Origin of the sequence: Cupriavidus lacunae (genome assembly GCF_003353055.1) — a bacterium.
In the GTDB taxonomy this organism is placed as follows: domain Bacteria; phylum Pseudomonadota; class Gammaproteobacteria; order Burkholderiales; family Burkholderiaceae; genus Cupriavidus; species Cupriavidus lacunae.
The window spans coordinates 61,316-83,213 of sequence record NZ_QKWJ01000017.1 but is presented as its reverse complement, the minus strand read 5'-3'; the positions used below and the strand labels follow the sequence as shown (position 1 = coordinate 83,213).

The window sequence follows — 21,898 nt, the reverse complement described above, 5'->3', positions numbered from 1 at the left end:
TGGCAGTGGATCATGAAAGTATTGGTTGTCGGCTCGGGTGGACGTGAACACGCGTTGGCCTGGAAATTGGCCCAGTCCCCCAAGGTGCAGGTGGTGTATGTCGCGCCGGGCAACGGCGGGACCGCGCTCGACAAGCGCCTGCAGAATGTTCCGCTGACCGATCCCGAGGTCATCGCCGCCTTTGCCGAGCGCGAGGGCGTGGCCTTCACCGTGGTCGGCCCCGAGGCTCCGCTGGCCGCCGGCATCGTCGATATCTTCCGCGCCAAGGGCCTGCGCATCTTCGGGCCCACCCAGGCCGCCGCGCAGCTGGAATCGTCCAAGGACTTCGCCAAGGCGTTCATGCAGCGCCACGGCATCCCGACCGCCGCCTACCAGACCTTCTCCGACGCCACCCAGGCCCATGCCTATATCGACGCCCAGGGCGCGCCGATCGTGATCAAGGCCGACGGCCTGGCCGCGGGCAAGGGCGTGGTGGTGGCGATGTCGCTGGAAGAAGCGCACACCGCGGTCGACATGATGCTGGCCGACAACAAGCTGGGCGACGCCGGCGCGCGCGTGGTGATCGAAGAGTTCCTGGACGGCGAGGAAGCCAGCTTTATCGTGCTGGTCGACGGCAAGAACGTGCTGGCGCTGGCCACCAGCCAGGACCACAAGCGCCTGCTGGACGCCGACGCCGGCCCCAACACCGGCGGCATGGGCGCGTATTCGCCGGCGCCGGTGGTCACGCCCGCGCTGCATGCGCGCGCGCTGCGCGAGATCATCCTGCCGACCGTGCGCGGCATGGAGAAAGACGGCATCCCTTACACCGGCTTCCTGTATGCCGGCCTGATGATCGACAAGGACGGCAACCTCAAGACGCTGGAATTCAACTGCCGCATGGGCGATCCTGAAACCCAGCCGATCCTGGCGCGCCTGAAGACCGACCTGGTCGATGTGATGGAGCACGCCGTCAACGGCAAGCTCGACAGCATCGAGCTGGACTGGGACCGTCGCACCGCGCTGGGCGTGGTGATGGCCGCCTACGGCTACCCCGACAGCCCGCGCAAGGGCGATGCCATCACCGGCATCCCGGCCGAGACCGACGACAGCGTGACCTTCCATGCCGGCACTACGCTCAAGGACGGCACCCTGCTGACCTCGGGCGGGCGCGTACTGTGCGTGGTGGGCATGGCCGACACCGTCAAGGCCGCGCAGCGCGCCGCCTATGCCGCGGTCGAGCAGATCCGTTACGATGGCATGCAGTACCGGACCGACATCGGCTACCGCGCCATCAAGCGCTGATCCTGTCCGGGAAATGCCCCGCCCGGCCGGCATGGCCTACCCGCCTTGCCGGCTAGCTTTGGACCTGCGCGACCCGCCCGCCGCCCCAGCCGGTACAATCGTGACAACGCTGTGACGCACCCGGCAGCCGGCAAGGTTGCCGGGCCGCCCCCAGCCCGGTCCATCCGCTTTCCGCCAACCATGATCGATTCCCAGGCAGTCCGTGCCTATCTGCTCGGTCTGCAAGACCGCATCACCGATGCCATCGGTGCCATCGACGGCCAGCCGTTCCTGACCGACGCCTGGGAGAAACCGCCCACCGAACGCCTGCGCGGCAGCGGCCGCACCCGCATCCTGGAAGGCGGCGCGGTGATGGAGCGCGCCGGCGTGGGCTTCTCGCACGTCAGCGGCGACACCCTGCCGCCATCGGCAACGGCCAACCGGCCGGAGCTGGCCGGGCGCAGCTTCGAGGCCATGGGCGTGTCGCTGGTGTTCCACCCGCGCAATCCCTACGTGCCCACGGTCCATATGAACGTGCGCTGCTTCCTGGCGGTCAAGCCCGGGGCCGAGCCGGTCTGGTGGTTCGGCGGCGGCATGGACCTGACGCCCTACTACGGCGACGCCGGCGACTGCAGCCACTTCCACCGCACCTGCCAACAGGCGCTGGCGCCCTATGGCGACGACCTGTACCCGCGCTTCAAGCAGTGGTGCGACGAGTATTTCTTCCTGCGCCACCGCAACGAAGCGCGCGGCGTGGGCGGGATCTTCTTCGACGATTTCTCGGCGCTGGGCTTCGAGCGCAGCTTTGCCATGATGCAAGCGGTCGGCGACGCCTTCCTGGAGGCCTACCTGCCGATCCTGCAGGCGCGCAAGGACACGCCCTACGGCGAACGCGAGCGGGCCTTCCAGGCCTATCGGCGCGGGCGCTACGTCGAGTTCAACCTCGTGTTCGACCGCGGCACGCTGTTCGGCCTGCAGTCGGGCGGACGCGCCGAATCCATCCTGATGTCGATGCCGCCGCAGGTGACCTGGCGCTATGACTGGCAACCGGAACCGGGCAGCCCCGAAGCGGCGCTGTACACCGATTTCCTGCCGGCGCGCGACTGGGCCTGACGGCAGACCTATGGCCAATCCTGCGCAACACAGCAAGCCCGCCGCCGACGCGGGCGAACCGCCACAAGCTCAAGCCGTTCGCCCCTATCGCCTGGGTATCCTCGGCGGCACTTTCGATCCGCCCCATGTCGGCCACCTGGCGCTGGCGCGGCTCTGCATCGAACACCTCGGGCTGGACGAGCTGGTGTGGATTCCCACCGGCCAGTCGTGGCAGAAAGGCGACGACGTGACGCCCGCCCTCGACCGCCTGGCCATGACCGAACTGGCTGCCGCGGCGCTCGGCGACAGCGGCGCCAAGGTCCGCGTGAGCCGCATGGAAGTGGACCGCGCCGGCCCCAGCTACACCATCGACACCGTGCGCCAGTTGCGCGCCGAATACGGCCCCGAGGCCTCGCTGTGCTGGCTGATGGGGGCCGACCAGCTGCTGCGCCTGCACACCTGGCACGGCTGGCAGGAACTGTTCGAACATGTGCACTTGTGCACTGCTACACGGCCGCGCTTTGCGCTGGCGACGCTGGAGGGTCCGGTGCTGGCAGCACTGGCCGAGCGCCAGGCTGACACGCACCTGATACAATGCACGCCCTCCGGCCGGATGTGGATCGACCAGACGCTCGCCGTCGACCTCTCTTCCACCCATCTGCGCCAGCGGCTGGCAGCCGGGCAGCCGGCAGATGACCAACTGCCGCCCGGCGTGGCACACTACATCGCCAGCCACGGGCTGTACCGCAACGCCCCGGCCAGGGCATGACCGGGGCTGACCCATCCCGGCGCCCACCCCCAACCGATCTCAGCTGAACAAGAAGACACCATGGATATTCGTAAACTGCAACGCGCCATCGTCGACGGCCTCGAGGATGTCAAAGCGCAGGACATCAAGGTGTACGACACCAGCCACCTGACCGAGCTGTTCGACCGGGTGGTGATTGCCAGCGGAACATCCAACCGCCAGACCAAGGCGCTGGCAGCGTCGGTGCGGGATACGGTGAAGGAAGCCGGCGGCCATATCGTGGCGGTCGAGGGCCTGGAAACCGGCGAATGGGTGCTGGTCGACTGCGGCGATGCCGTGGTCCACATCCTGCAGCCGCAACTGCGCCTGTACTACAACCTGGAAGAGATCTGGGGCGACAAGCCGGTGCGCATGAAGCTCGCCACCGGCGCCCGCGGCCTGGCCAAGGCCAGCGAGCCGATGGAAGAGGACGAGGACGAAGCCCCGGTGCGCACCGTGCGCCGCGCCAGCAACCTGCGCCCCGCGCTGGCTCGCCTGCCCGAAGGCATGAAAGAGCCGTCGCCGCCGATGGGCCACGAGGACACCGACGCGGACGCCATCGCCACCATCCGCAAGCCGGCCCGCAAGACCGCAACCAAGACGGCCGCCACCAAGACCGCAGGCACCCGCGCCGCCGCGCCGCGCAAGACCGCCGCCGGCACCACCGCGCGCAAGACTGCGACCAAGACTGCAACCAAGACCGCGGCCAAGAAGGCCCCGAGCAAGACCGCCGCAGCCAAGAAGGCCCCGAGCAAGCGCACCACCCGCTCGGCCTGATCCCCGGCGCGCGGCCGCCCGGGCGGCCGCGCAGCAAGACAGCCCCAAATGCAACTGGTGATCGTGGCCGTCGGCCACAAGATGCCCGGCTGGATCGAAACCGGCTTCAGCGAGTACGCCAAGCGCATGCCGCCCGAGCTGCGCATCGAACTGCGCGAGGTCAAGCCCGAAGCCCGCTCGTCCAGCAACAACGCCGCCACCGTGATGCAGCGCGAAGCCGCGCGCATCGAGGCGGTGCTGGGCTCGCTGTCGAAGCAGTGCCGCATCGTGGCGCTCGATGAACGCGGCCGCGACTTCACCACCGTGCAACTGGCCGCGCAGCTGACCGACTGGCAGCGCGAGGGCGGCGACGTGGCCTTCCTGATCGGCGGGGCCGACGGGCTCGACCCGGCCCTGAAAGCCCGCGCCAGCACCCTGATCCGTCTGTCCAGCCTGACCCTGCCCCACGGCATGGTGCGCGTGCTGCTGGCCGAGCAGCTGTACCGCGCCTGGTCCGTCACGCAGAACCACCCCTATCATCGGGCCTGATCCCGGCTGTCGCCGGAAGGCCCCTCCGCCGCGATGCCCGACACCCTGCACCACTACCTTTACCTCGCCTCCCAGAGCCCGCGCCGCCGCGAACTGCTGACCCAGCTCGGCGTGCGCTACGAACTGCTGCTGGCCGATGACGACGAGGACGCAGAAGCGCTTGAGGCCGTCCAGCCCGACGAAACCCCCGACGATTACGTCCAGCGCGTCTGCGCACTGAAGGCCGAAGCCGCGCTGCGCCGCCGCGAACGCCGCGCGCTGCCCGATGCGCCGGTGCTGACCTCGGACACCACGGTCTGCCTCGGCGGCCGCATCCTGGGCAAACCCGCCGACGGCGCCGATGCCGCGGCCATGCTAGGCGCGCTCTCGGGCAGCACCCACCGCGTCCTGACCGCCGTGACCATCGTATCGGCCACGGGCCTGCGGCATGCGCTGTCGATCTCCGAAGTCACTTTCCGCCCCATGCAGCCTGCCGAGATCGAGCGCTACGTCGCCAGCGGCGAGCCGCTCGGCAAGGCCGGCGCCTATGGCATCCAGGGCCGTGCGGCCGAGTTCGTGGAACGGATCGCGGGCAGCTATTCAGGTATCATGGGCTTGCCCTTGTTTGAGACGGCGGCGTTACTTCGCCAGGCTCATCTGCAGTTCTGAGCCTCGGCCTCCGTGCCCAGACAAGACCCGGCCCCGCGCCGGGCCACCCTATACAGCCGGGCCACCGGCGACGCGTTTCACCCGCTATGACTGAAGACATCATCGTCAACATCACGCCCCAAGAGACCCGCGTCGCCATCGTGCAGCAGGCGGCCGTCCAGGAACTGCATGTCGAACGCACGCTCACGCGCGGGCTGGTCGGCAATATCTACCTGGGCAAGGTGGTGCGCGTGCTGCCCGGCATGCAATCGGCCTTTATCGACATCGGCCTGGAGCGCGCCGCCTTCCTGCACGTGGCCGACATCTGGCATCCGCGCGACGCCGACCGCAACAATTCCACCCCGCAACTGGCCATCGAGAAGACCCTGTTCGAAGGCCAGGCGCTGATGGTGCAGGTGATCAAGGATCCGATCGGCACCAAGGGGGCACGGCTGTCGACCCAGGTGAGCATCGCCGGGCGCACTCTGGTGTACCTGCCGCAGGATCCGCATATCGGCATCTCGCAGCGCATCGAAGGCGAAGTGGACCGCGAGGCGCTGCGCAGCCGCGTGCAGGGCCTGGTGCCCGCCGACGAGCGCGGCGGCTTTATCGTGCGCACCATCGCCGAGGAAGCGAGCGACGAGGAGCTCGGCAACGATATCGCCTACCTGCGCAAGATCTGGGGTGCGATCCGCCAGAACGCCACCACCCTGCCCGCGCCCAGCCTGCTCTACCAGGACCTGAACCTGGCCCAGCGCGTGCTGCGCGACTTCATCAACGACGCCACCGGCGTGATCCAGATCGACTCGCGCGAGAACTACCAGATGCTGCTGGAGTTCGCCAAGGAATACACGCCGGCGGTGCTGCCGCGGCTGTCGCACTACACCGGCGAGCGCCCGATCTTCGACTTGTTCAATATCGACGCCGAGATCGAGAAGGCGCTGTCGCGCCGGGTGGACCTGAAGTCGGGCGGCTACCTGATGATCGACCAGACCGAGGCGATGACGACCATCGACGTCAACACCGGCGGCTACGTGGGCGCGCGCAACTTCGACGACACCATCTTCAAGACCAACCTGGAGGCAGCGCACACCATCGCGCGGCAACTGCGCCTGCGCAACCTCGGCGGCATCATCATCATCGACTTCATCGATATGGAGAACGTCGAGCACCGCGACGCGGTACTGTCGGAACTCAAGCGCGCGCTGTCGCGCGACCGCACCCGCATCACCGTCAACAGCTTCTCGCAACTGGGCCTGGTCGAGATGACGCGCAAGCGCACGCGCGAGTCGCTGGCGCATGTACTGTGCGAACAATGCCCGGTCTGCCAGGGCAAGGGCCAGGTCAAGACGCCGCGCACGGTGTGCTACGACATCCTGCGCGAGATCATGCGCGAATCGCGCCAGTTCAACCCGCGCGAGTTCCGCATCCTGGCCTCGCAGGAAGTGATCGACCTGTTCCTGGAAGAAGAAAGCCAGCATCTGGCGATGCTTGGCGACTTTATCGGCAAGCCGATTTCGCTGCAGGTGGAATCGACGTTCCACCAGGAGCAATACGACATCATCCTGATGTGAACGATGTCACCGCGCCTGCCGGCGCCCGCATGCCGTCCCCATGGACTCGGGGATGGCCCTAGTCCTATTCCAGTGGCGATCCGCTATAACTAAGCTAAGGTAGTCAGCGGCATCCACGCGGATGCCGCGCCCGGCTTGTCGCCAGGTGCGGCGCGGCCGGTCGGCAAGCAAGGAGTCCGGCATGAACGCCACGAGCCATGGGGCCTGTCTGCTGGCCCTCCTGTTGTCGGTGGCGTGCGCGCCCTTGCCGATCGCCAGGCGCGCCGGACCGCCGCCCCAGGCGCAGGGCGAAGCGGTCGCCGCCGCGCCTAAAGAGCGTGCCACCCCGATCGCCAGCAAGACCATCAATCTTTCCGCCGCCTGCAAGCGCACCGAGGAAGACGGCTTCCGTGAAGACGCGCTGATGGACGTCAGGGCCAACGAGGTGCGCGCACTGAAATGGAAGCTGTGGGTATCGCGGCGCGGCAGTTGCGAGTTCAACCTGGCCGACTTCCGCCAGGTCCGCGAGACCCCGCACATCGAACTGCAGGCCATCGATGGCAGCCAGTGCAAGCTGCTGGTGTGGCAGGACCCGCGCCGCGTGACGCTGGCGCATAACCGCTGCGAGAAGCACTGCACGCCCGGCATCTACGAGCAGGCCTGGCCGGTGCTGTTCGATCCCAAGAGCGGGGCCTGCGCCGAGGTGCGCTGAGCTCTGCGCCCCTGCCGGCCCCTGCTGCGTTACTTCGCTTTGGGCACCCGGCCCATCAGGTAGAACTCGTCGTTCGGACGCATGCTGATGGTATTGGCCATCCGGTTCGACAGGCCGAAGAACGCCGTGATCGCGGCAATGTCCCAGGCATCCTCCTCGGAGAACCCGTGCTCGCGCAGCGCGGCAAGATCGGCTTCGCCCACTTCATGCGACGCCTTGCAGACCTTCATCGCAAAATCGAGCATCGCGCGCTGGCGCGGCGGGATATCCGCCTTCAGGTAGTTCACCGCGACCTGGTCCGCCACCAGCGGCTTCTTCTCGTAGATGCGCAGGATCGCGCCATGCGCCACCACGCAGTACAGGCACTGGTTGGCGCCGGAAGTGGCCACCACGATCATTTCGCGCTCACCCTTGGTGAGGCCGCCATCCTTGAGCATCAGCGCGTCGTGATAGGCGAAGAACGCGCGGAATTCATCGGGGCGGTGCGCCAGCGCCAGGAAGACGTTAGGGACGAAGCCGGCTTTTTCCTGGACTTCCAGAATGCGGGCGCGGATATCGTCGGGCAGGTCGGCCAGCGCGGGGATGGGGTAGCGGCTGATGGGGAATGCCGTGTCTGACATGGTGGTCTCCGGTTGGATTGCGGGTCGGGCCCTGGTCTTCTTATCGTTCTGACCATTCCGATATTACCGGATCGCCGCCGGCTCGAACCGTGCGATGCCACCTATGCGCCGCAGCATGGCTCACGGCGGCTGGAGCAGGCGAGACTGTCGCCGCGCCGCCCTGAATGAAAATGGGCCGGCGTATCACGCCGGCCCATCGCCGAAACATGCCCCGTACTGTCTTACTCGTGGGTGGCGAACTGGATCCTGTGCAGGCCCGCATAAAGGCCGTTGGCGGCCAGCAGTTCCGCATGCGTGCCCAGCTCGGCCAGGCGGCCGTGATCCAGCACCGCGATGCGGTCGGCGTTCTCGATCGTCGAGAGACGGTGCGCGATCACCAGCGTGGTCCGGCCCTTCATCAACGCTTCCAGCGCCGCCTGCACCTGGCGCTCCGATTCCGAGTCAAGTGCCGAAGTCGCCTCGTCCAGGATCAGGATCGGCGCATCCTTGTACAGCGCACGGGCAATCGCCAGCCGCTGGCGCTGGCCGCCGGACAGCTTCATGCCGTTGTCGCCGATATTGGTCTGGACGCCATCGGGCAGGCCCTTCACCGTCTCCGTCAGATAGGCCGCGGCCAGCGCACGCTCGACGCGGGCCATGTCGATCTCCCGTTCGGAATGCGCTCCGTAGGCAACGTTGGCCGCCACGGTGTCGTTGAACAGCACCACGTCCTGGCTGACAAAGGCGATCTGGTTGCGCAGGTCCTTCAGCGACAGGTCGGCAAGCGAGGTGCCGTCGAGCAGGATACGGCCCTGCGTCGGGTCGAAAAAGCGCGGCACCAGGTTGACCAGGGTGGTCTTGCCGCTACCCGAGGGGCCCACCAGCGCCACCACTTCGCCAGGGCTGACGCGCAGGTCAATCCCTTCCAGCGCGGCGCGCGGCGCGTCGCCATAGCGGAAGCCGACACGCTCGAAGGCCAGTTCACCGCGGGCCCGGCCCAGCGCCTTGCCGCCGCCCTGCGGCTCGACCGGCTCGTCGATCAGCCGGAAGATCATCTCGGCCGCGGTGATCCCGCGCGTGAGCGGCTGGTTGATATCGGTCAGGTGCTTGAGGGGCGAGATCAGCAGCAGCATTGCCATGACGAAGCCGGTGAATCCGCCCACCGTGGTCTGGTTGGCCTGTGCCTGCACCATCGCGATGGTGATGATCACCGACAGCGCCAGCGCGGCGAGGAAGGCCGTGACCGGCTGGTTCAGCCCGCCGGCGACCGCCATGCGCATCGAGTAGCCCTTCAGCCGCTCCGCCATGGTGCGGAAGCGGCCCAGCTCATAGGTCTCGCCACCGTGCAGCTTGACCACCTTGTAGCCGCCCACGGCCTCTTCCACGACATAGGCGGCGTTGTTGGTAAAGGTCTGGTGCTCGCGGTTGAGCTGGCGCAGCCGGCGGTTGATCTTCGACATCAGGTAGCCGATCACCGGCAGGATCACCGCAACGATCAGGGTCAGCCGCCAGTTCGTATAGAACAGGTAGACCAGCAACGCGACCACTGTCAGCGAATCGCGCACCAGCGTGATAAAGACGCTGGTGAGGATCTGCAGCACCTGGTTGACCTCGAAGATCACCGCGTTGATCAGCGAGGCCGCCGTGTTGCGGTGAAAGAACGATGCCGGCGCCTGCAGCAGGCGCTCGAACATCTGCAAGCGCATTTTCAGCAGCACGCGGTTCGAGATCAGGTTCAGCATGTAGCCGGACGTAAACTGCGCCACGCCACGGATCAGCGCCACCCCGGTCAGGATGGCGGGAACATGCCACAGCGTGCCGGCGTAGTTGCTGCCAAACCCCTTGTCGAGTATGTCGTTGACGACCTTGGGAATCACCCCCTCGCTGGCCGCCACGACCGCCATGGCAATGATCGCGCCGATGAAGATGCGCAGTTCGGGGCGCAGGTAAGACCAGAGCCGGCTGGCCATGCTGGACGGTATGGCGGAACCCGGCGAAATGGGCGGTTTGGATGTGGTCACTGAGTGTCTTATGTCTGGGGGCGGCTTCCCGGCCCGGCGCTAGCCTGGCCGCATCTGCCAGGCTAGCTGGAGGAGAGGTCCGAGGATCTGGCACAGGAGGGTGGCGCAAGACGGTACCGGGTCCGGTGCCGCCCGCCGCGCCCTGCAAGCGTCCCGGCCATCAGCATTACCGGAAGTTCACAATATCGGGCCATGCCTCGAAAGCGTGTCCTGGTGCGAACAGGCGATTATAGTGGATTGGGCCTGATTGCCGGGCCCGGCTGCCACGCACGCCGCCCGGCAGGCCGCCCGAGGCAGCCATCGGCGTGGTTCAGTCGTAGACCGTGCTGACGCTGTCCGGCGACAGTGCCTGCCGCAGCGCGGTCAGCGCTTCGTCGGATGGCACCACCTGCCAGTCCTGGCCCAGCATGGCCTCGCAGCAGGCCGCCCTGGCCTCGTAGCGGATCCGCACCGGCAGCCCTTGCACACCGCTGGCCCGGGCCAGGTGCGGCATCAGCAACTCGCGCAGCATCCCGGTCGACGAATTGCCGTTCATCGACAGCCGCACCGCGCTGGCAAACCTGACGCGGGCCGCCACCAGGTCCATCACCGACTCGGCCGTAAACCTGACCCCGCCCGTGAACGTATCGTGGCGCGCGTTGCCCGTGGCAATCAGCAGCTCGTCCTCGCGGAACATCTGCCGGTTGGCGTCGAAGAGCTCGTTGAACACGGTCATCTCGACCAGCCCGGTGCCGTCGTCCAGGGTCACGATCAGCATCTTGCCGCGCTGGGTCATCTGCGTGCGGATGCCGCTGATCACGCCGGCGATGGTCTTGCCGCGCACGTCGCGGCCGAAACCGCCGCCGTTGCCCTGCACTTCCTTTTCCAGCGCGGCCAGCGTGCCCTTGTTGAAGCGGCGGACCTCGTCGCGGTAGGCGTCGAACAGGTGGCCGGAGAAGTAGTAGCCGAGCGCCTGCTTCTCGTCCTGCAGCGTGCGCTTGGGGCTCCAGCGCGGCTCGTCGAGCAGCTCGGGGCGGTGCGCCTCGCCGGCATCGCCCATCAGGTCGAACAGCGACACCTGGTTGGCGGATTCGGCCTTCTGCTCGGCGGCCTCCATGGCAATCGGCACCGATGCCAGCAGTTGGGCGCGATTGTCGTTCAGGCTGTCGAAGGCGCCGGCGCGGATCAGGGCTTCGATGGTGCGGCGGTTGACCTGGCGGCGGTCGACGCGCTCGCAGAAATCGAACAGGTCGGCAAACGGGCGCTCTTCGCGCGCGCGCAGGATGTCTTCGATGGCGCCCTGGCCGCTGCCCTTGATACCGCCCAGGCCATAGCGAATGGTCTTGGGGTCGGTCGGCGCGAAGCGATATTCGCTGGCGTTCACATCCGGCGGCAGCACCGCGATCTTGTTGACCTTGCAGTCCTCGTAGAGGATCTTCACCTTGTCGGTGTCGTCCATGGCCAGCGACATGTTGGCTGCCATGAATTCGGCCGGGTGATGGGCCTTGAGCCAGGCGGTGTAGTACGCCAGCAGTGCGTAGGCGGCCGCGTGCGACTTGTTGAAGCCGTAGCCCGCGAACTTCTCCATCAGGTCGAAGATGTCGTCGGCCTGCTGCGCGGAAAGGCCGTTCTTGTCGGCGCCTTCGCGGAACATGACGCGGTGCTGCGCCATTTCCTCGGGCTTCTTCTTGCCCATGGCGCGGCGCAGCAGGTCGGCGCCGCCAAGCGAGTAGCCGCCGATGATCTGCGCCATCTGCATCACCTGCTCCTGGTAGACCATGATGCCGTAGGTCTCTTTCAGGACGGGTTCGACGCGCGGATCCGGGTACTCCACTTTCTCGCGGCCGTGCTTGCGCGCGCAGAAGCTGGGAATCAGGTCCATCGGGCCGGGACGGTAGAGCGCAACCAGCGCGATGATGTCCTCGAAGCGGTCAGGCTTGGCGTCCTTGAGCATGCCCTGCATGCCGCGGCTTTCCAGCTGGAACACGGCGACCGTGTTGGCGGTCTTCAGGATATCGAACGCGGGGCTGTCGTCGAGCGGGATATGGCTGCAGTTCCAGTCGGCCTTGCTCGGGTCCAGGCGGCGGATATAGCGCTCGGCCCAGTCCAGGATGGTCAGTGTGGTCAGGCCCAGAAAGTCGAACTTCACCAGGCCGGCGGCCTCGACGTCGTCCTTGTCGTACTGGCTGACCACGCCGCTCATGCCGTCGTTCTGCGCGCCCTGCGTGTACAGCGGGCAGAAGTCGGTCAGCCGGCCGGGCGCGATCAGCACGCCGCCGGCGTGCATGCCGACGTTACGGGTCATGCCTTCCACGCGCTGCGCCAGCTCCAGCAGCTGGCGCACCTCTTCCTCGTTGCTCTCGCGCTCGGTCAGCAGCGGCTCTTCCTTCTTGGCCTCTTCGATGGTGACCAGCTTGCCCGGCTTGAACGGAATCAGCTTGGCGATGCCGTCGACAAAGCCATAGCCCAGGTCAAGCACGCGGCCCACGTCGCGCACCGCGGCCTTGGCCGCCATGGTGCCGAAAGTGGCGATCTGCGACACCGCGTCCTTGCCATACTTCTCCTTCACGTACGTGATTACGCGATCGCGGCCGTGCTGGCAGAAGTCGATGTCGAAGTCGGGCATCGAGACCCGTTCCGGGTTCAGGAAACGCTCGAACAGCAGCGCGTACTTGAGCGGATCCAGGTCGGTAATGCCCAGCGCGTAGGCCACCAGCGAACCGGCACCCGAGCCCCGGCCCGGTCCGACCGGCACGCCGTTGTTCTTGGCCCAGTTGATAAAGTCCGCCACGATCAGGAAGTAGCCGGGGAAGCCCATCTTGATGATGGTGTCGGTCTCGAACTCCAGCCGTCCGTAATATTCCGGGCGTTTGGCCTCGCGCACCGCCTCGTCGGGGAACAGCACCGCCAGGCGCTTTTCCAGGCCGTCCTTGGCCATGTAGACGAGATAGTCGTCCAGCGACATGCCGTCGGGCGTCGGGAACAGCGGCAGGCGCGGCTTGCCCAGTTCCAGCGTCAGGTTGCAGCGGCGTGCGATCTCGACCGCGTTCTCCAGCGCCGAGGGGACATCCGCGAACAGCGCGCACATCTCGTCCTGGGTCTTGAAGTACTGGTCGGTGGTAAAGCGCCGGGTGCGGCGCGGATTGGCCAGCAGCTCGCCCTCGGCGATGCACACGCGGGCTTCGTGCGCGGTGTAGTCCTCCGGCGTCATGAACTGCACCGGATGCGTGGCAACCACCGGCAGCTGCAATTCCGCCGCCAGCTGCACGGCCTGCTGCACGTAGGCATCGGTGCCGGCCAGGCCGGCGCGCTGCAGTTCGATGTAGAAGCGCTGCGGGAATACCGCCGCCCAGTGCTGCGCAGCGCGGCGCGCGCCTTCGGCGTTGCCGTTGGCCAGCGCCATGCCGATGTCGCCGCCCATTGCGCCCGACAGCGCGATCAGGCCGGTCGCCAGCGGCAGGTCGTCCTCGCCCGGCTCCAGGAACCAGGCCGGATCGATCTCGGCGCGGCCGCGGTGCTGGTTGCCCAGCCACGCGCGCGACAGCAGCATGCACAGGTTCAGGTAGCCGCGGCGGTCCTGCACCAGCAGCAGCAGGCGCGCGGGCTTGTCGCGGTCCTCGGCGTTGGTGAGCCAGACGTCGGCGCCAACCACCGGCTTCACGCCCTTGCCGCGCGCCTCCTTGTAGTAACGGATCAGCCCGAAGGCGTTGGCGAGGTCCGTCAGGGCGAGCGCGCCCATGCCATCGGCGGCAGCGGCCTTGACGGCATCATCGAGGCGGACGATGCCGTCCACGATGGAGTATTCGGAATGCAGGCGGAGGTGTACGAAGCGGGGTGCGGACATGGCCGACATTGTACCGGCTCAGCCCGCGGGCATGCCCCCGATATTGCGTGCAGGCCGCGGCGCAAAGCTGATCAGGGTGCTTGGGAATGCGCCGCAGGAGCAGTGCGCGCGCGCTATAATTTCGCCTTTCGTGCGACACGCACTAACGTGTCCGGGCAGCTCCAACGTAAGGAGCATCGACCTTTGTTGAGACAAGGAGAAGGCTTCGGCCCGAACCGTCCAATCTCAACCATTTCTTGCTTAGACGAGCCCGGCCGAACAGCTAGGGGGAGTCCGATGTGTTGTGAGGAAGCCAGAATATCGGCCCCTTACAGCTTGCAGAAGTATTTCGCCTCAGTCGGAAATCGGAACTGGGTGTTCGGAACCACGGCAGTGAACAAGGCAGGTGAAGGCTACTGGATGGAGTTGTATTCGATTTCGGATACGCTCATCCGGAGGCACAAGAAGGTGCGGGCGGACTACCATCCCTTCGACCCGGCGCAAGAAATGTGTGGCGAAAAATTGCGGCAGGAGCGCATGGCAGATCGCATGTCGTACCGAAAGCAATGGGCAAAGCTGTACGTTTCTCAGCGCGGCTTGTGTGTGGTGTGCCAAGGCGAGCTTACCGACGAGACTGGATGGGATGACCATCACATCGAACCCCGGATTCTTGGGGGCTCAGATGCTCTAGGAAATCGCGTATTGTTGCACCCCGATTGCCATGTCCAAGTTCATCACTACGGTAAAAGTGCTGTGAAACCGGTGTTTGAATAAGTTCAAGCACTTTGTAAAGGCTTGAGCCGTATGCGGGGGAAACTCGCACGTACGGTTCTTAGGGGGGAGAGGTCCAGGAATGGATTTCTCCTACCCTCCCAATCAGGCAGTTATCGCAAGCCGTCGGCGCCCCTCCGGACGCCGCCGTGCAGGCGCAGTCTCCCATGCAGATCGTCAATATTTCCGCTTACAAATTCGTCTCGCTGGACGACATCGAGACCCTGCGCCCGGCCATGCGCGAGCGCTGCGAAGCGGCCGGCCTGAAGGGCACGATCCTGCTCGCGCCGGAAGGCATCAACATGTTCCTGGCCGGGCCGCGCGCGGCCATCGACGGCTTCATGGCGTGGCTGCATGCCGATGCGCGCTTTGCCGATATCGCGCCCAAGGAAAGCCTGTCGGAGCACCAGCCCTTCAAGCGCATGCTGGTGCGTGCCAAGAAGGAAATCATCACCATGAAGATGCCGCTGATCCGCCCCGAGGAAGGCCGTGCGCCGTCAGTGCGGCCGGCCGACCTGAAGCGCTGGCTGGACCAGGGGCACGACGACGAAGGCCGTCCGGTGGTGATGCTCGATACGCGCAATGATTTCGAGGTGGCGGTCGGCACGTTCGACGGCGCAGTCGAGTACGACATCGCCAAGTTCAGCGAATTTCCCGACGCGGTCGCGGCCCACAGGGCGGAACTGGAAGGCAAGACCGTGGTGTCGTTCTGCACCGGCGGCATCCGCTGCGAAAAGGCGGCGATCCATATGCAGGAAGTCGGCATCGAGCGCGTGTACCAGCTCGAGGGCGGCATCCTCAAGTACTTCGAAGAGGTCGGCGGCAGCCACTATCGCGGCGACTGCTTTGTCTTCGATTACCGCACCGCGCTGAACCCCAACCTGGAGCCCGCCGGCCCCAAGCAGTGCTTTGCCTGCCGCGCCGTGGTCACGCCCGAAGAGCAGCAAAGCCCGCACTACGTGGTCGGCAAGAGCTGCCCCCACTGCATTGGCGGCAAGGACCAGGCGGCTGCCTGAGAACCCGTTTCAGAATGAACGCGGCGGTTCAGGCCGCCAGCAGGTGGTACAGATTGCGCAGCATGCCCGCGGTGGCGCCCCAGATAAAGCGCTGGCCGCCGTTCTCGCGCGGATACGGCATGGCATAGAACACCCGTTCACCGTCGACCCAGCGGAACAGGCGCCGCTCATGGTGGGACGGGTCCATCAGGAAGGCCAGCGGCACTTCAAAGACATCGGCGACTTCCGAGGCATCCGGGCGCAGCGTGAAGCCATCACGCACCAGCCCCACCACCGGGCTCACATGGAAGCCGGTGCCGGTGATGTAGTCCGGCAGCGCCCCCAGCACTTCGACATAGTCGCGCGCCAGCCCCACCTCTTCTTCGGTCTCGCGCAGCGCCGTGTCGATGCGGTTGGCATCCCAGGACTCCTGCCGCCCGCCCGGGAAGCTGATCTGCCCGGCATGCGCGCTCAGGTTGGCATTGCGCTGCGTCAGCAGCACCGTCAGGCCCTCGCGCCGCTCTACCAGCGGCACCAGCACGGCGGCGTCGCGCAGCCCGCGGCTGCGGTCGTAGACGCGCGATTCATCGGTCAGCTCAGGCGCCCAGGCCGGCGGCACCTCGAAGCGGTGCCGGATAAAGTCGACCTGCAGGCGCGGCGCGCTCAGCGCGCCATTGCGCAGGTCGGTGTCGATGACAGGAAGGGATTCGGGGTCGAAAGCAGGACGCATAACATCGCAAGTATGACAGAAGCGCGCAATCTGGCGCCGCAGCAAAAGCGCGGGCCGCTTTCACCGCCCCCGCCGATTCCGCCGCGCCAAAGCAAAAAGGGCACCCTGGGGTGCCCTTCCTGAGGAAACGCTGGCCGGGCTGCCCCGGCCGGCATGTCCAGCTTACTGCGCAGCCTTGGCAGCGACAGCAGCCTTCGAAACCAGCTTTTCCTTGATACGTGCGGACTTGCCCGAACGCTGGCGCAGGTAGTACAGCTTCGCACGACGGACGTCGCCGCGACGCTTCACTTCGATGCCGGCGATCAGCGGCGAGTACAGCTGGAACGTACGTTCCACGCCTTCACCCGACGAGATCTTGCGCACGATGAAGGACGAGTTCAGGCCGCGGTTGCGCTTGGCAATCACGACGCCTTCGTAGGCCTGCACGCGCTTGCGGGTACCTTCCACCACGTTCACATTGACGATCACGGTGTCGCCAGGTGCGAATACGGGGATGGTCTTGTTCGCGGTCAGACGCGCGATCTCTTCCTTCTCGATCTGCTCGATGATGTTCATCGTTTTCTCCGTAACCATCGTGCCGGCGTTGTATGCCCCAGGCATTGCCCGGGCCCCGGCAGAGGATGGGGGTTTACCTGGCGGGAGTCTCCCCCCGCCCTTCCTTCGCCGCCCGTTCCGACAAGAATTTCTCGTCGGCGCGGGTCAGCAAACCTTGTTCGCGAGCCGCCTCGATCAGGTCGGGGCGCTTGCTCGCGGTATTGGCCAGCGCCTGCTGGCGCCGCCATTTCTCGATCTCGGCGTGATGCCCCCCGAGCAGGATGTCGGGGACCCGCACGCCTTCGTATTCTTCCGGCCGCGTGTAGTGCGGGCAATCCAGCAGGCCGTTGACAAAGCTGTCCTGCACGGCCGACTGCGCATCGCCCAGCACGCCAGGCAGATGCCGTACCACGGCGTCGATCAGCGCCATCGCCGGCAGTTCGCCGCCTGACAGCACAAAGTCGCCGAGGCTGATTTCCTCGTCCACGCGGCGGTCGATCAGCCGCTGGTCGATGGCTTCGTACCTGCCGCACAGCAACACCAGTCCCGGCCGTTCGGCCAGTTCCATGACCCTGGCATGCGACAGCGTCTTGCCCTGCGGCGACATCAGCACCACATGCGGCCTGGGCACGCCGGCTTGCGCCTGCGCCGCCGCCGCGGCATCGATCGCGTCGTCCAGCGGCTTGGCCAGCATGACCATGCCAGGGCCGCCGCCGTAAGGACGATCATCGATGGTGCGGTAGTTGTCGACCGTGAAATCACGCGGATTCCAGGTGCGCAACGCGTACCGCTGCTGCTTGGCCGCCCGGCTGGTAATGCCCCAGTCGGTCAGCGCGCGAAACATCTCGGGAAACAGCGTGATCACATCGAACTGCATCCGCTCTCTCCCAATCCCAATCCCGCGCCAGCACGGACGCAGGCTCAGTAGTCGAGCCCCCAGTCCACCACGATGCGCCTGGCCTCGGTATCCACCGAGCGCAGGAATGCATCGACAAACGGGATCAGCCGTTCGCCGGCCGTGCCGTCAGGCTGCGCAAAGGCAACCTGAAGGATCTGGTGGGCACCGTTGTCGATCAGCCCGGACACCTCGCCCAGCAACTCGCCTTGCTCGTTGCTGACGGTGCAGCCGATCAGGTCGACCCAGTAGAACTCATCTTCTTCCGGCGCCGGAAAATCCGCACGCCGGATCCACACGCGACGACCCCTGAGCGCTTCCGCAAGATTGCGCTCGGCCACGCCGGAGGCTTGCGCCACGACGGTGCCGCTGTGCTCGCGCGACTGCGCGATCTTCACGCAGACGGGCTGGGCACGCGACGCGTCGGCCACCACCAGCCCCGCCTGCGGCGGTGCCAGCAGCCACCAGCGGCGGGCATGCAGCAGGGCCGAAGCATCATCGGCATGTGGCTGGACCTTGATCCAGCCACGAATGCCGTAGGCAGCGCTGATGTAGCCGACCTCCACCAGGTCTTCCGGCAGGGGATCGGCATACAGGAGCGCCGCGGGCAGCCTGAACGCTTTTTGCGGCTCGCCCTGGGGCGGAACCAGCGGTCGGTTCAGTGGCCGGCTGTGGGGCTGGACAGCGCCCTGCTTGCGATCAGTCACGTGTGCGCGTGTGGCAATGCGTGTGCCAATACAAACGCGCCCCGCCGGCTACGGCAGGGCGCGCTGCGGGCGACAATCAGGCAGCAGCCTTGGCTGCGCCTTGCTTGACCAGGCGGGCAACGGTCGGCGACAGCTGGGCGCCAACGCCTTGCCAGTAGGCCAGACGGTCTTGCGACAGGCGCAGGCCTTCTTCACCTTCGGTAGCCAGCGGGTTGTAGAAACCAACGCGCTCAATGAAACGACCATCGCGACGATTGCGCGAGTCGGTGGCGACGATGTTGAAGAACGGGCGCTTCTTGCTGCCGCCGCGAGCCAGACGGATAACGACCATGGAATGATTCCTCAGAAAACGGGGTGTTCGAGGACGTTCGAACACGAAACGCAAGAGTATAGCCCAATTCCCGAGGCCAAACAAACACTTAGGCGATTGACGCGTGACTGCGGCGCAGGCATCGTGGCAAAAACCGCGACAGGAGGCCAGACATGCGCCCGGCTCTGCACTTCATGGTTAGCACCGTACGGCGTACGGTGCTGCTCGGCATTGTACTGCTGGCGGGCGCCCGGCCCGCGCTGGCCACCCTGCCGCTGGACCAGGTCCGGCTGCCACCCGGTTTCCGCATCGACGTGCTGACCGAGGACGTGCCCGGCGCGCGCGCCATGGCGATGTCGCCGTCAGGCACTCTTTTTGTCGGTTCGCGCAGCGAGGGCAAGGTCTATGCGGTAACCGATGCGCTGGGGTCCCGGCCGCGCGTGCGCATCGTTGCCACGGGGCTGCGCCTGCCGGTCGGCGTGGCTTGGCGCGATGGCAGCCTGTACGCGTCATCGGTATCGAAGATCGTGCGCATCGACAACGTCGAGGCCAATCTCGACAAGCCGCGGGCGCCCACGGTGGTGAGCGACCGCTTCCCGACGGATGCGCACCACGGCTGGAAGTTCATCGCCTTCGGCCCCGACGGCTATCTCTACGTGCCGGTCGGCGCGCCGTGCAACATCTGCGAGCCCGACGAGAACCGCTACGCCAACATCATGAAGATGAAGCCCGACGGCAGCGACCTGCAAGTGGTGGCGCGCGGCGTGCGCAATTCCGTCGGCTTCGACTGGCACCCCGCCACGCACGAACTGTGGTTCACCGACAACGGCCGCGACCGCATGGGCGACGACGTGCCCGACGACGAGCTGAACCGCGCCACCGCGCCCGGCCAGCATTTCGGCTACCCCTACTGCCATGCCGGCACCGTGCCCGATCCCGAATACGGCAGCAAGCGCTCCTGTTCCGAATTCGTGCCGCCGGTCGCCCGCCTGGGCGCGCATGTGGCGGCCCTGGGCATGCGCTTCTACACCGGCACGCAATTCCCGGCCGCCTATCGCAACAACATCTTTATTGCCGAGCACGGCAGCTGGGACCGCAGCGAGCCGTCCGGCTACCGCGTGGTCCGCGTGACCCTGGACGAGGCCGGCAAGGCGGTGCGCCAGGAGGTGTTCGCACAGGGCTGGCTGCGCGGCGGCAAGGCATGGGGGCGGCCGGTCGATGTCCTGGTGGCGCCGGACGGTTCCCTGCTCGTCAGCGACGACCTGGCCGGAGCTGTCTACCGCATCCGCTACCAGCCCTGAATCCCGCTGCAAGCCCCGCCTGGCGCGGCTTTGTGCAACCGAAACAATCCGTTACACCGGTAACGGGATTGGCATAGGCGCCCTGATTGCCCATGCGTACCATGAACCCATCTTCCAACAGCAACACAGCGCGACAGGACCCTGGGAATCCGCATGTTCACCCGCTCTCTCCTGCGCGACCTGGTGGCTGGCATCCTGGTGGCCTCGGGCCTGGTCGGCGCGGTGGCCGCCAGCCATGCCCAGGTCGCGTTCTGGCAACACGTCCGGCCCGACGGCCGGCCCGCGCGAATGCAGCCTCGCGACGGCTGGCAGATGGCCAGCGTGCGCGCCGAGAGCCGCGAACACGTGCAGGCGCAGATCGACCGCATGGAGGCACGCGCCCGTGCCGACGACCGCCTCAGCGGCCGCCGCGCCGCGCTGCCCGGCGGCCGTGACGACGGCCGCGCCCGTGGCCAGGAACGCGACAACGGCAACGAAGCCCGCAACGAGCCCCGCCCGAGCCAGATCGGTCCCGGCTGGCAGGCGCGCGGCCGCGACAACGGTCGCTGACGGCGACTGACCGCCGCCTGCGCGCTTGCCAAGGCACGCCTTGCTGGCTTGCGGAACTCCGCCCCCGCCCTGCCTGTCTCTATTTAAGTGTGTGCCCCGCTTTCCGGGTCCCACGCACAGGCTGCCGCCCGGCGCTGTCCGGGGCTCACAGCGTGCCGTCCCGTGCAGACGGCAATCGAACTGACCTGCCTCTGCCCGACACCTCCTGCCGGACCCGATCCAGACGGCCCGGGCGCAGCCTCCAGAAAGACAATAATTCTGTGAGGTCTGTCATGTCACCCCTTCTGAGCGACCTGGCCGAACACGCAGGCCAGTTATCGCTGTCCATCGTGTTCATGGGCATCCTGACCCTGGTGCTCTACGGCGAGACCCATATCAGCGAGCATGCGGCGGTATTTGTCCGGAGCCTGCTGTCCGGCTGGCATTAGCGCCGCCCTGCGCGCCTTCTGAAGCACATCCAATCTTTGCCCTGACTGCCGGCGTACAATGTGGGCCGGCCGGTACCCGTGTGCCGCCGCTCCTGTGCCGGCGTGCTGCCGGCCCGCAACCGCCTGATATTCGACCATGCCCGCAGCCACGCCAGCCCGTCACGCCTCCACGCTTGCCCCGCAGCCCGCCCGCGGCAAATCCAAGCTGCTGACCGTGGCGCTGGCGTTCCTGTTCGGCAGCCTGGGCGCGCACCGCTTCTACCTGGGCGGCCTGCGCGACCCGTACGGCTGGGCACACCTGCTGGCACTGCTGGCTGGCGCCATCGGCGTGGCTTCGATGGCGACCGGCGCAGGCGCACCGGCGCTGAACTGGACCTTCGCCGTCGCCGGCGGCGCGTCCGTCATCAGCGCCTTCCTGGCGGCCATCGTCTACGGGCTGCGCCCGGACGACAAATGGGACGCGCGCTTCAACCCGCACGGCAAACCCACGCGTTCCGGCTGGCCGGTGGTGATCCTGGTGATCCTGTCGCTGCTGATCGGCACGGGCCTGCTGATGGCCGGGCTGGCCATCAGCTTCCAGACCTTCTTCGAATCGCAGGTCGAGGCCGCGCGCGCACTGTCGCAGTAGCCGCGGCGGCGGCCGGCACCTGGTGCCCGCGCGGGACACGCGCCTTCGTGACGTGCCTTGCCAGCCGCTTCGGCGGCCCGGCTTACCGGGGCCGTCCAGATATTCAGGGCGCACTGTGCGTTTGCGCACTGTCAGGCCGGCCAAAAAACGGCAGTTCCCCTTTCCGCCAATTCGCCCATACTGGTAGAGCCGTCCGATCCCGGCGGTGCCACGCGCGGCGGGACCACATCCTGGCGCAAAGGAGCAAGTATCGACATGCCAACCTATGAGGAAGGACGCCTGGCGGCGATCG

The 21,898-nt window shown here is 66.6% G+C and carries 22 protein-coding genes; 14 read left to right on the top strand and 8 right to left on the bottom strand.

The genetic code is table 11. The annotated features are described in order from the left end of the window. Positions 1–12: 12 nt before the first annotated feature. The 8 genes from purD (at position 13) to DN412_RS15915 (ending at position 7,336) form a co-directional block, all read left to right on the top strand. The gene (purD, locus tag DN412_RS15950; protein WP_115212507.1) at positions 13–1,281 is read left to right on the top strand and encodes a phosphoribosylamine--glycine ligase; all 1,269 of its coding nucleotides are present in this window, start codon (positions 13–15) and stop codon (positions 1,279–1,281) included. Between the two features lie 180 nt (positions 1,282–1,461). After that, a complete protein-coding gene (hemF, locus tag DN412_RS15945; protein WP_115212506.1) occupies positions 1,462–2,373 on the top strand; it encodes an oxygen-dependent coproporphyrinogen oxidase in 912 nt (303 codons plus the stop codon). A gap of 10 nt (positions 2,374–2,383) precedes the next feature. Further along, entirely contained in the window at positions 2,384–3,121 is a 738-nt protein-coding gene (locus DN412_RS15940; RefSeq protein ID WP_115212505.1) for a nicotinate-nucleotide adenylyltransferase, read from the top strand. Between the two features lie 60 nt (positions 3,122–3,181). Continuing rightward, positions 3,182–3,916 (top strand): ribosome silencing factor, encoded by a 735-nt coding sequence (gene rsfS, locus DN412_RS15935; RefSeq protein WP_115212504.1) that lies wholly within the window; start codon positions 3,182–3,184, stop codon positions 3,914–3,916. A 48-nt stretch (positions 3,917–3,964) separates the two neighbouring features. After that, entirely contained in the window at positions 3,965–4,444 is a 480-nt protein-coding gene (rlmH, locus tag DN412_RS15930) for a 23S rRNA (pseudouridine(1915)-N(3))-methyltransferase RlmH (RefSeq protein ID WP_035822259.1), read from the top strand. Positions 4,445–4,477: 33 nt separating this feature from the next. After that, the gene (locus DN412_RS15925) at positions 4,478–5,092 is read left to right on the top strand and encodes a Maf family protein (protein ID WP_115212503.1); all 615 of its coding nucleotides are present in this window, start codon (positions 4,478–4,480) and stop codon (positions 5,090–5,092) included. Between the two features lie 86 nt (positions 5,093–5,178). Beyond that, the gene (rng, locus tag DN412_RS15920) at positions 5,179–6,645 is read left to right on the top strand and encodes a ribonuclease G (protein ID WP_078195606.1); all 1,467 of its coding nucleotides are present in this window, start codon (positions 5,179–5,181) and stop codon (positions 6,643–6,645) included. Positions 6,646–6,826: 181 nt separating this feature from the next. Next, entirely contained in the window at positions 6,827–7,336 is a 510-nt protein-coding gene (locus DN412_RS15915) for a hypothetical protein (RefSeq protein WP_115212502.1), read from the top strand. Between the two features lie 29 nt (positions 7,337–7,365). Here DN412_RS15915 and DN412_RS15910 read toward each other — a convergent pair whose 3' ends face one another. The 3 genes from DN412_RS15910 to dnaE all read right to left on the bottom strand — a co-directional run bounded on the left by DN412_RS15910 (position 7,366) and on the right by dnaE (position 13,779). Then, positions 7,366–7,956, bottom strand: a complete 591-nt coding sequence (locus DN412_RS15910; RefSeq protein ID WP_115212501.1) for a peroxidase-related enzyme — start codon at positions 7,954–7,956, stop codon at positions 7,366–7,368. A gap of 221 nt (positions 7,957–8,177) precedes the next feature. Then, entirely contained in the window at positions 8,178–9,905 is a 1,728-nt protein-coding gene (msbA, locus tag DN412_RS15905; RefSeq protein WP_208647611.1) for a lipid A export permease/ATP-binding protein MsbA, read from the bottom strand. Between the two features lie 361 nt (positions 9,906–10,266). After that, positions 10,267–13,779 carry a DNA polymerase III subunit alpha gene (dnaE, locus tag DN412_RS15900; RefSeq protein WP_115212543.1) on the bottom strand — a complete coding sequence of 1,171 codons (3,513 nt, stop codon included), beginning with the start codon at positions 13,777–13,779 and terminating at the stop codon, positions 10,267–10,269. A gap of 372 nt (positions 13,780–14,151) precedes the next feature. Between dnaE and DN412_RS44550 the strand changes: the two genes are divergently transcribed. Beyond that, positions 14,152–14,532 carry an HNH endonuclease signature motif containing protein gene (locus tag DN412_RS44550; RefSeq protein ID WP_425267421.1) on the top strand — a complete coding sequence of 127 codons (381 nt, stop codon included), beginning with the start codon at positions 14,152–14,154 and terminating at the stop codon, positions 14,530–14,532. Positions 14,533–14,696: 164 nt separating this feature from the next. Further along, complete coding sequence (locus DN412_RS15890; RefSeq protein ID WP_115212499.1) at positions 14,697–15,545, top strand: sulfurtransferase; 849 nt, start codon at positions 14,697–14,699, stop codon at positions 15,543–15,545. Positions 15,546–15,573: 28 nt separating this feature from the next. Here DN412_RS15890 and DN412_RS15885 read toward each other — a convergent pair whose 3' ends face one another. The 5 genes from DN412_RS15885 to rpsP all read right to left on the bottom strand — a co-directional run bounded on the left by DN412_RS15885 (position 15,574) and on the right by rpsP (position 18,721). Further along, the gene (locus DN412_RS15885) at positions 15,574–16,254 is read right to left on the bottom strand and encodes a CoA pyrophosphatase (RefSeq protein ID WP_078195599.1); all 681 of its coding nucleotides are present in this window, start codon (positions 16,252–16,254) and stop codon (positions 15,574–15,576) included. A 162-nt stretch (positions 16,255–16,416) separates the two neighbouring features. Further along, on the bottom strand, positions 16,417–16,809 hold the full coding sequence (rplS, locus tag DN412_RS15880; RefSeq protein WP_115212498.1) for a 50S ribosomal protein L19: 393 nt from the start codon (positions 16,807–16,809) through the stop codon (positions 16,417–16,419). Positions 16,810–16,882: 73 nt separating this feature from the next. Further along, on the bottom strand, positions 16,883–17,665 hold the full coding sequence (gene trmD / locus DN412_RS15875) for a tRNA (guanosine(37)-N1)-methyltransferase TrmD (RefSeq protein WP_078195598.1): 783 nt from the start codon (positions 17,663–17,665) through the stop codon (positions 16,883–16,885). Positions 17,666–17,709: 44 nt separating this feature from the next. Then, on the bottom strand, positions 17,710–18,390 hold the full coding sequence (gene rimM / locus DN412_RS15870; RefSeq protein ID WP_115212497.1) for a ribosome maturation factor RimM: 681 nt from the start codon (positions 18,388–18,390) through the stop codon (positions 17,710–17,712). Between the two features lie 76 nt (positions 18,391–18,466). Continuing rightward, positions 18,467–18,721 (bottom strand): 30S ribosomal protein S16, encoded by a 255-nt coding sequence (gene rpsP, locus DN412_RS15865; RefSeq protein ID WP_078195596.1) that lies wholly within the window; start codon positions 18,719–18,721, stop codon positions 18,467–18,469. Between the two features lie 152 nt (positions 18,722–18,873). Here rpsP and DN412_RS15860 point away from each other — a divergent pair, with 152 nt between their 5' ends. The 4 genes from DN412_RS15860 to DN412_RS15850 all read left to right on the top strand — a co-directional run bounded on the left by DN412_RS15860 (position 18,874) and on the right by DN412_RS15850 (position 21,606). Next, positions 18,874–20,001 carry a PQQ-dependent sugar dehydrogenase gene (locus DN412_RS15860; RefSeq protein ID WP_115212496.1) on the top strand — a complete coding sequence of 376 codons (1,128 nt, stop codon included), beginning with the start codon at positions 18,874–18,876 and terminating at the stop codon, positions 19,999–20,001. Between the two features lie 153 nt (positions 20,002–20,154). After that, positions 20,155–20,550 carry a hypothetical protein gene (locus DN412_RS15855; protein WP_115212495.1) on the top strand — a complete coding sequence of 132 codons (396 nt, stop codon included), beginning with the start codon at positions 20,155–20,157 and terminating at the stop codon, positions 20,548–20,550. A gap of 272 nt (positions 20,551–20,822) precedes the next feature. Further along, the gene (locus DN412_RS43790; RefSeq protein WP_164704818.1) at positions 20,823–20,978 is read left to right on the top strand and encodes a hypothetical protein; all 156 of its coding nucleotides are present in this window, start codon (positions 20,823–20,825) and stop codon (positions 20,976–20,978) included. A 136-nt stretch (positions 20,979–21,114) separates the two neighbouring features. Beyond that, positions 21,115–21,606 carry an NINE protein gene (locus tag DN412_RS15850; protein ID WP_078195593.1) on the top strand — a complete coding sequence of 164 codons (492 nt, stop codon included), beginning with the start codon at positions 21,115–21,117 and terminating at the stop codon, positions 21,604–21,606. Positions 21,607–21,898 lie beyond the last annotated feature (292 nt).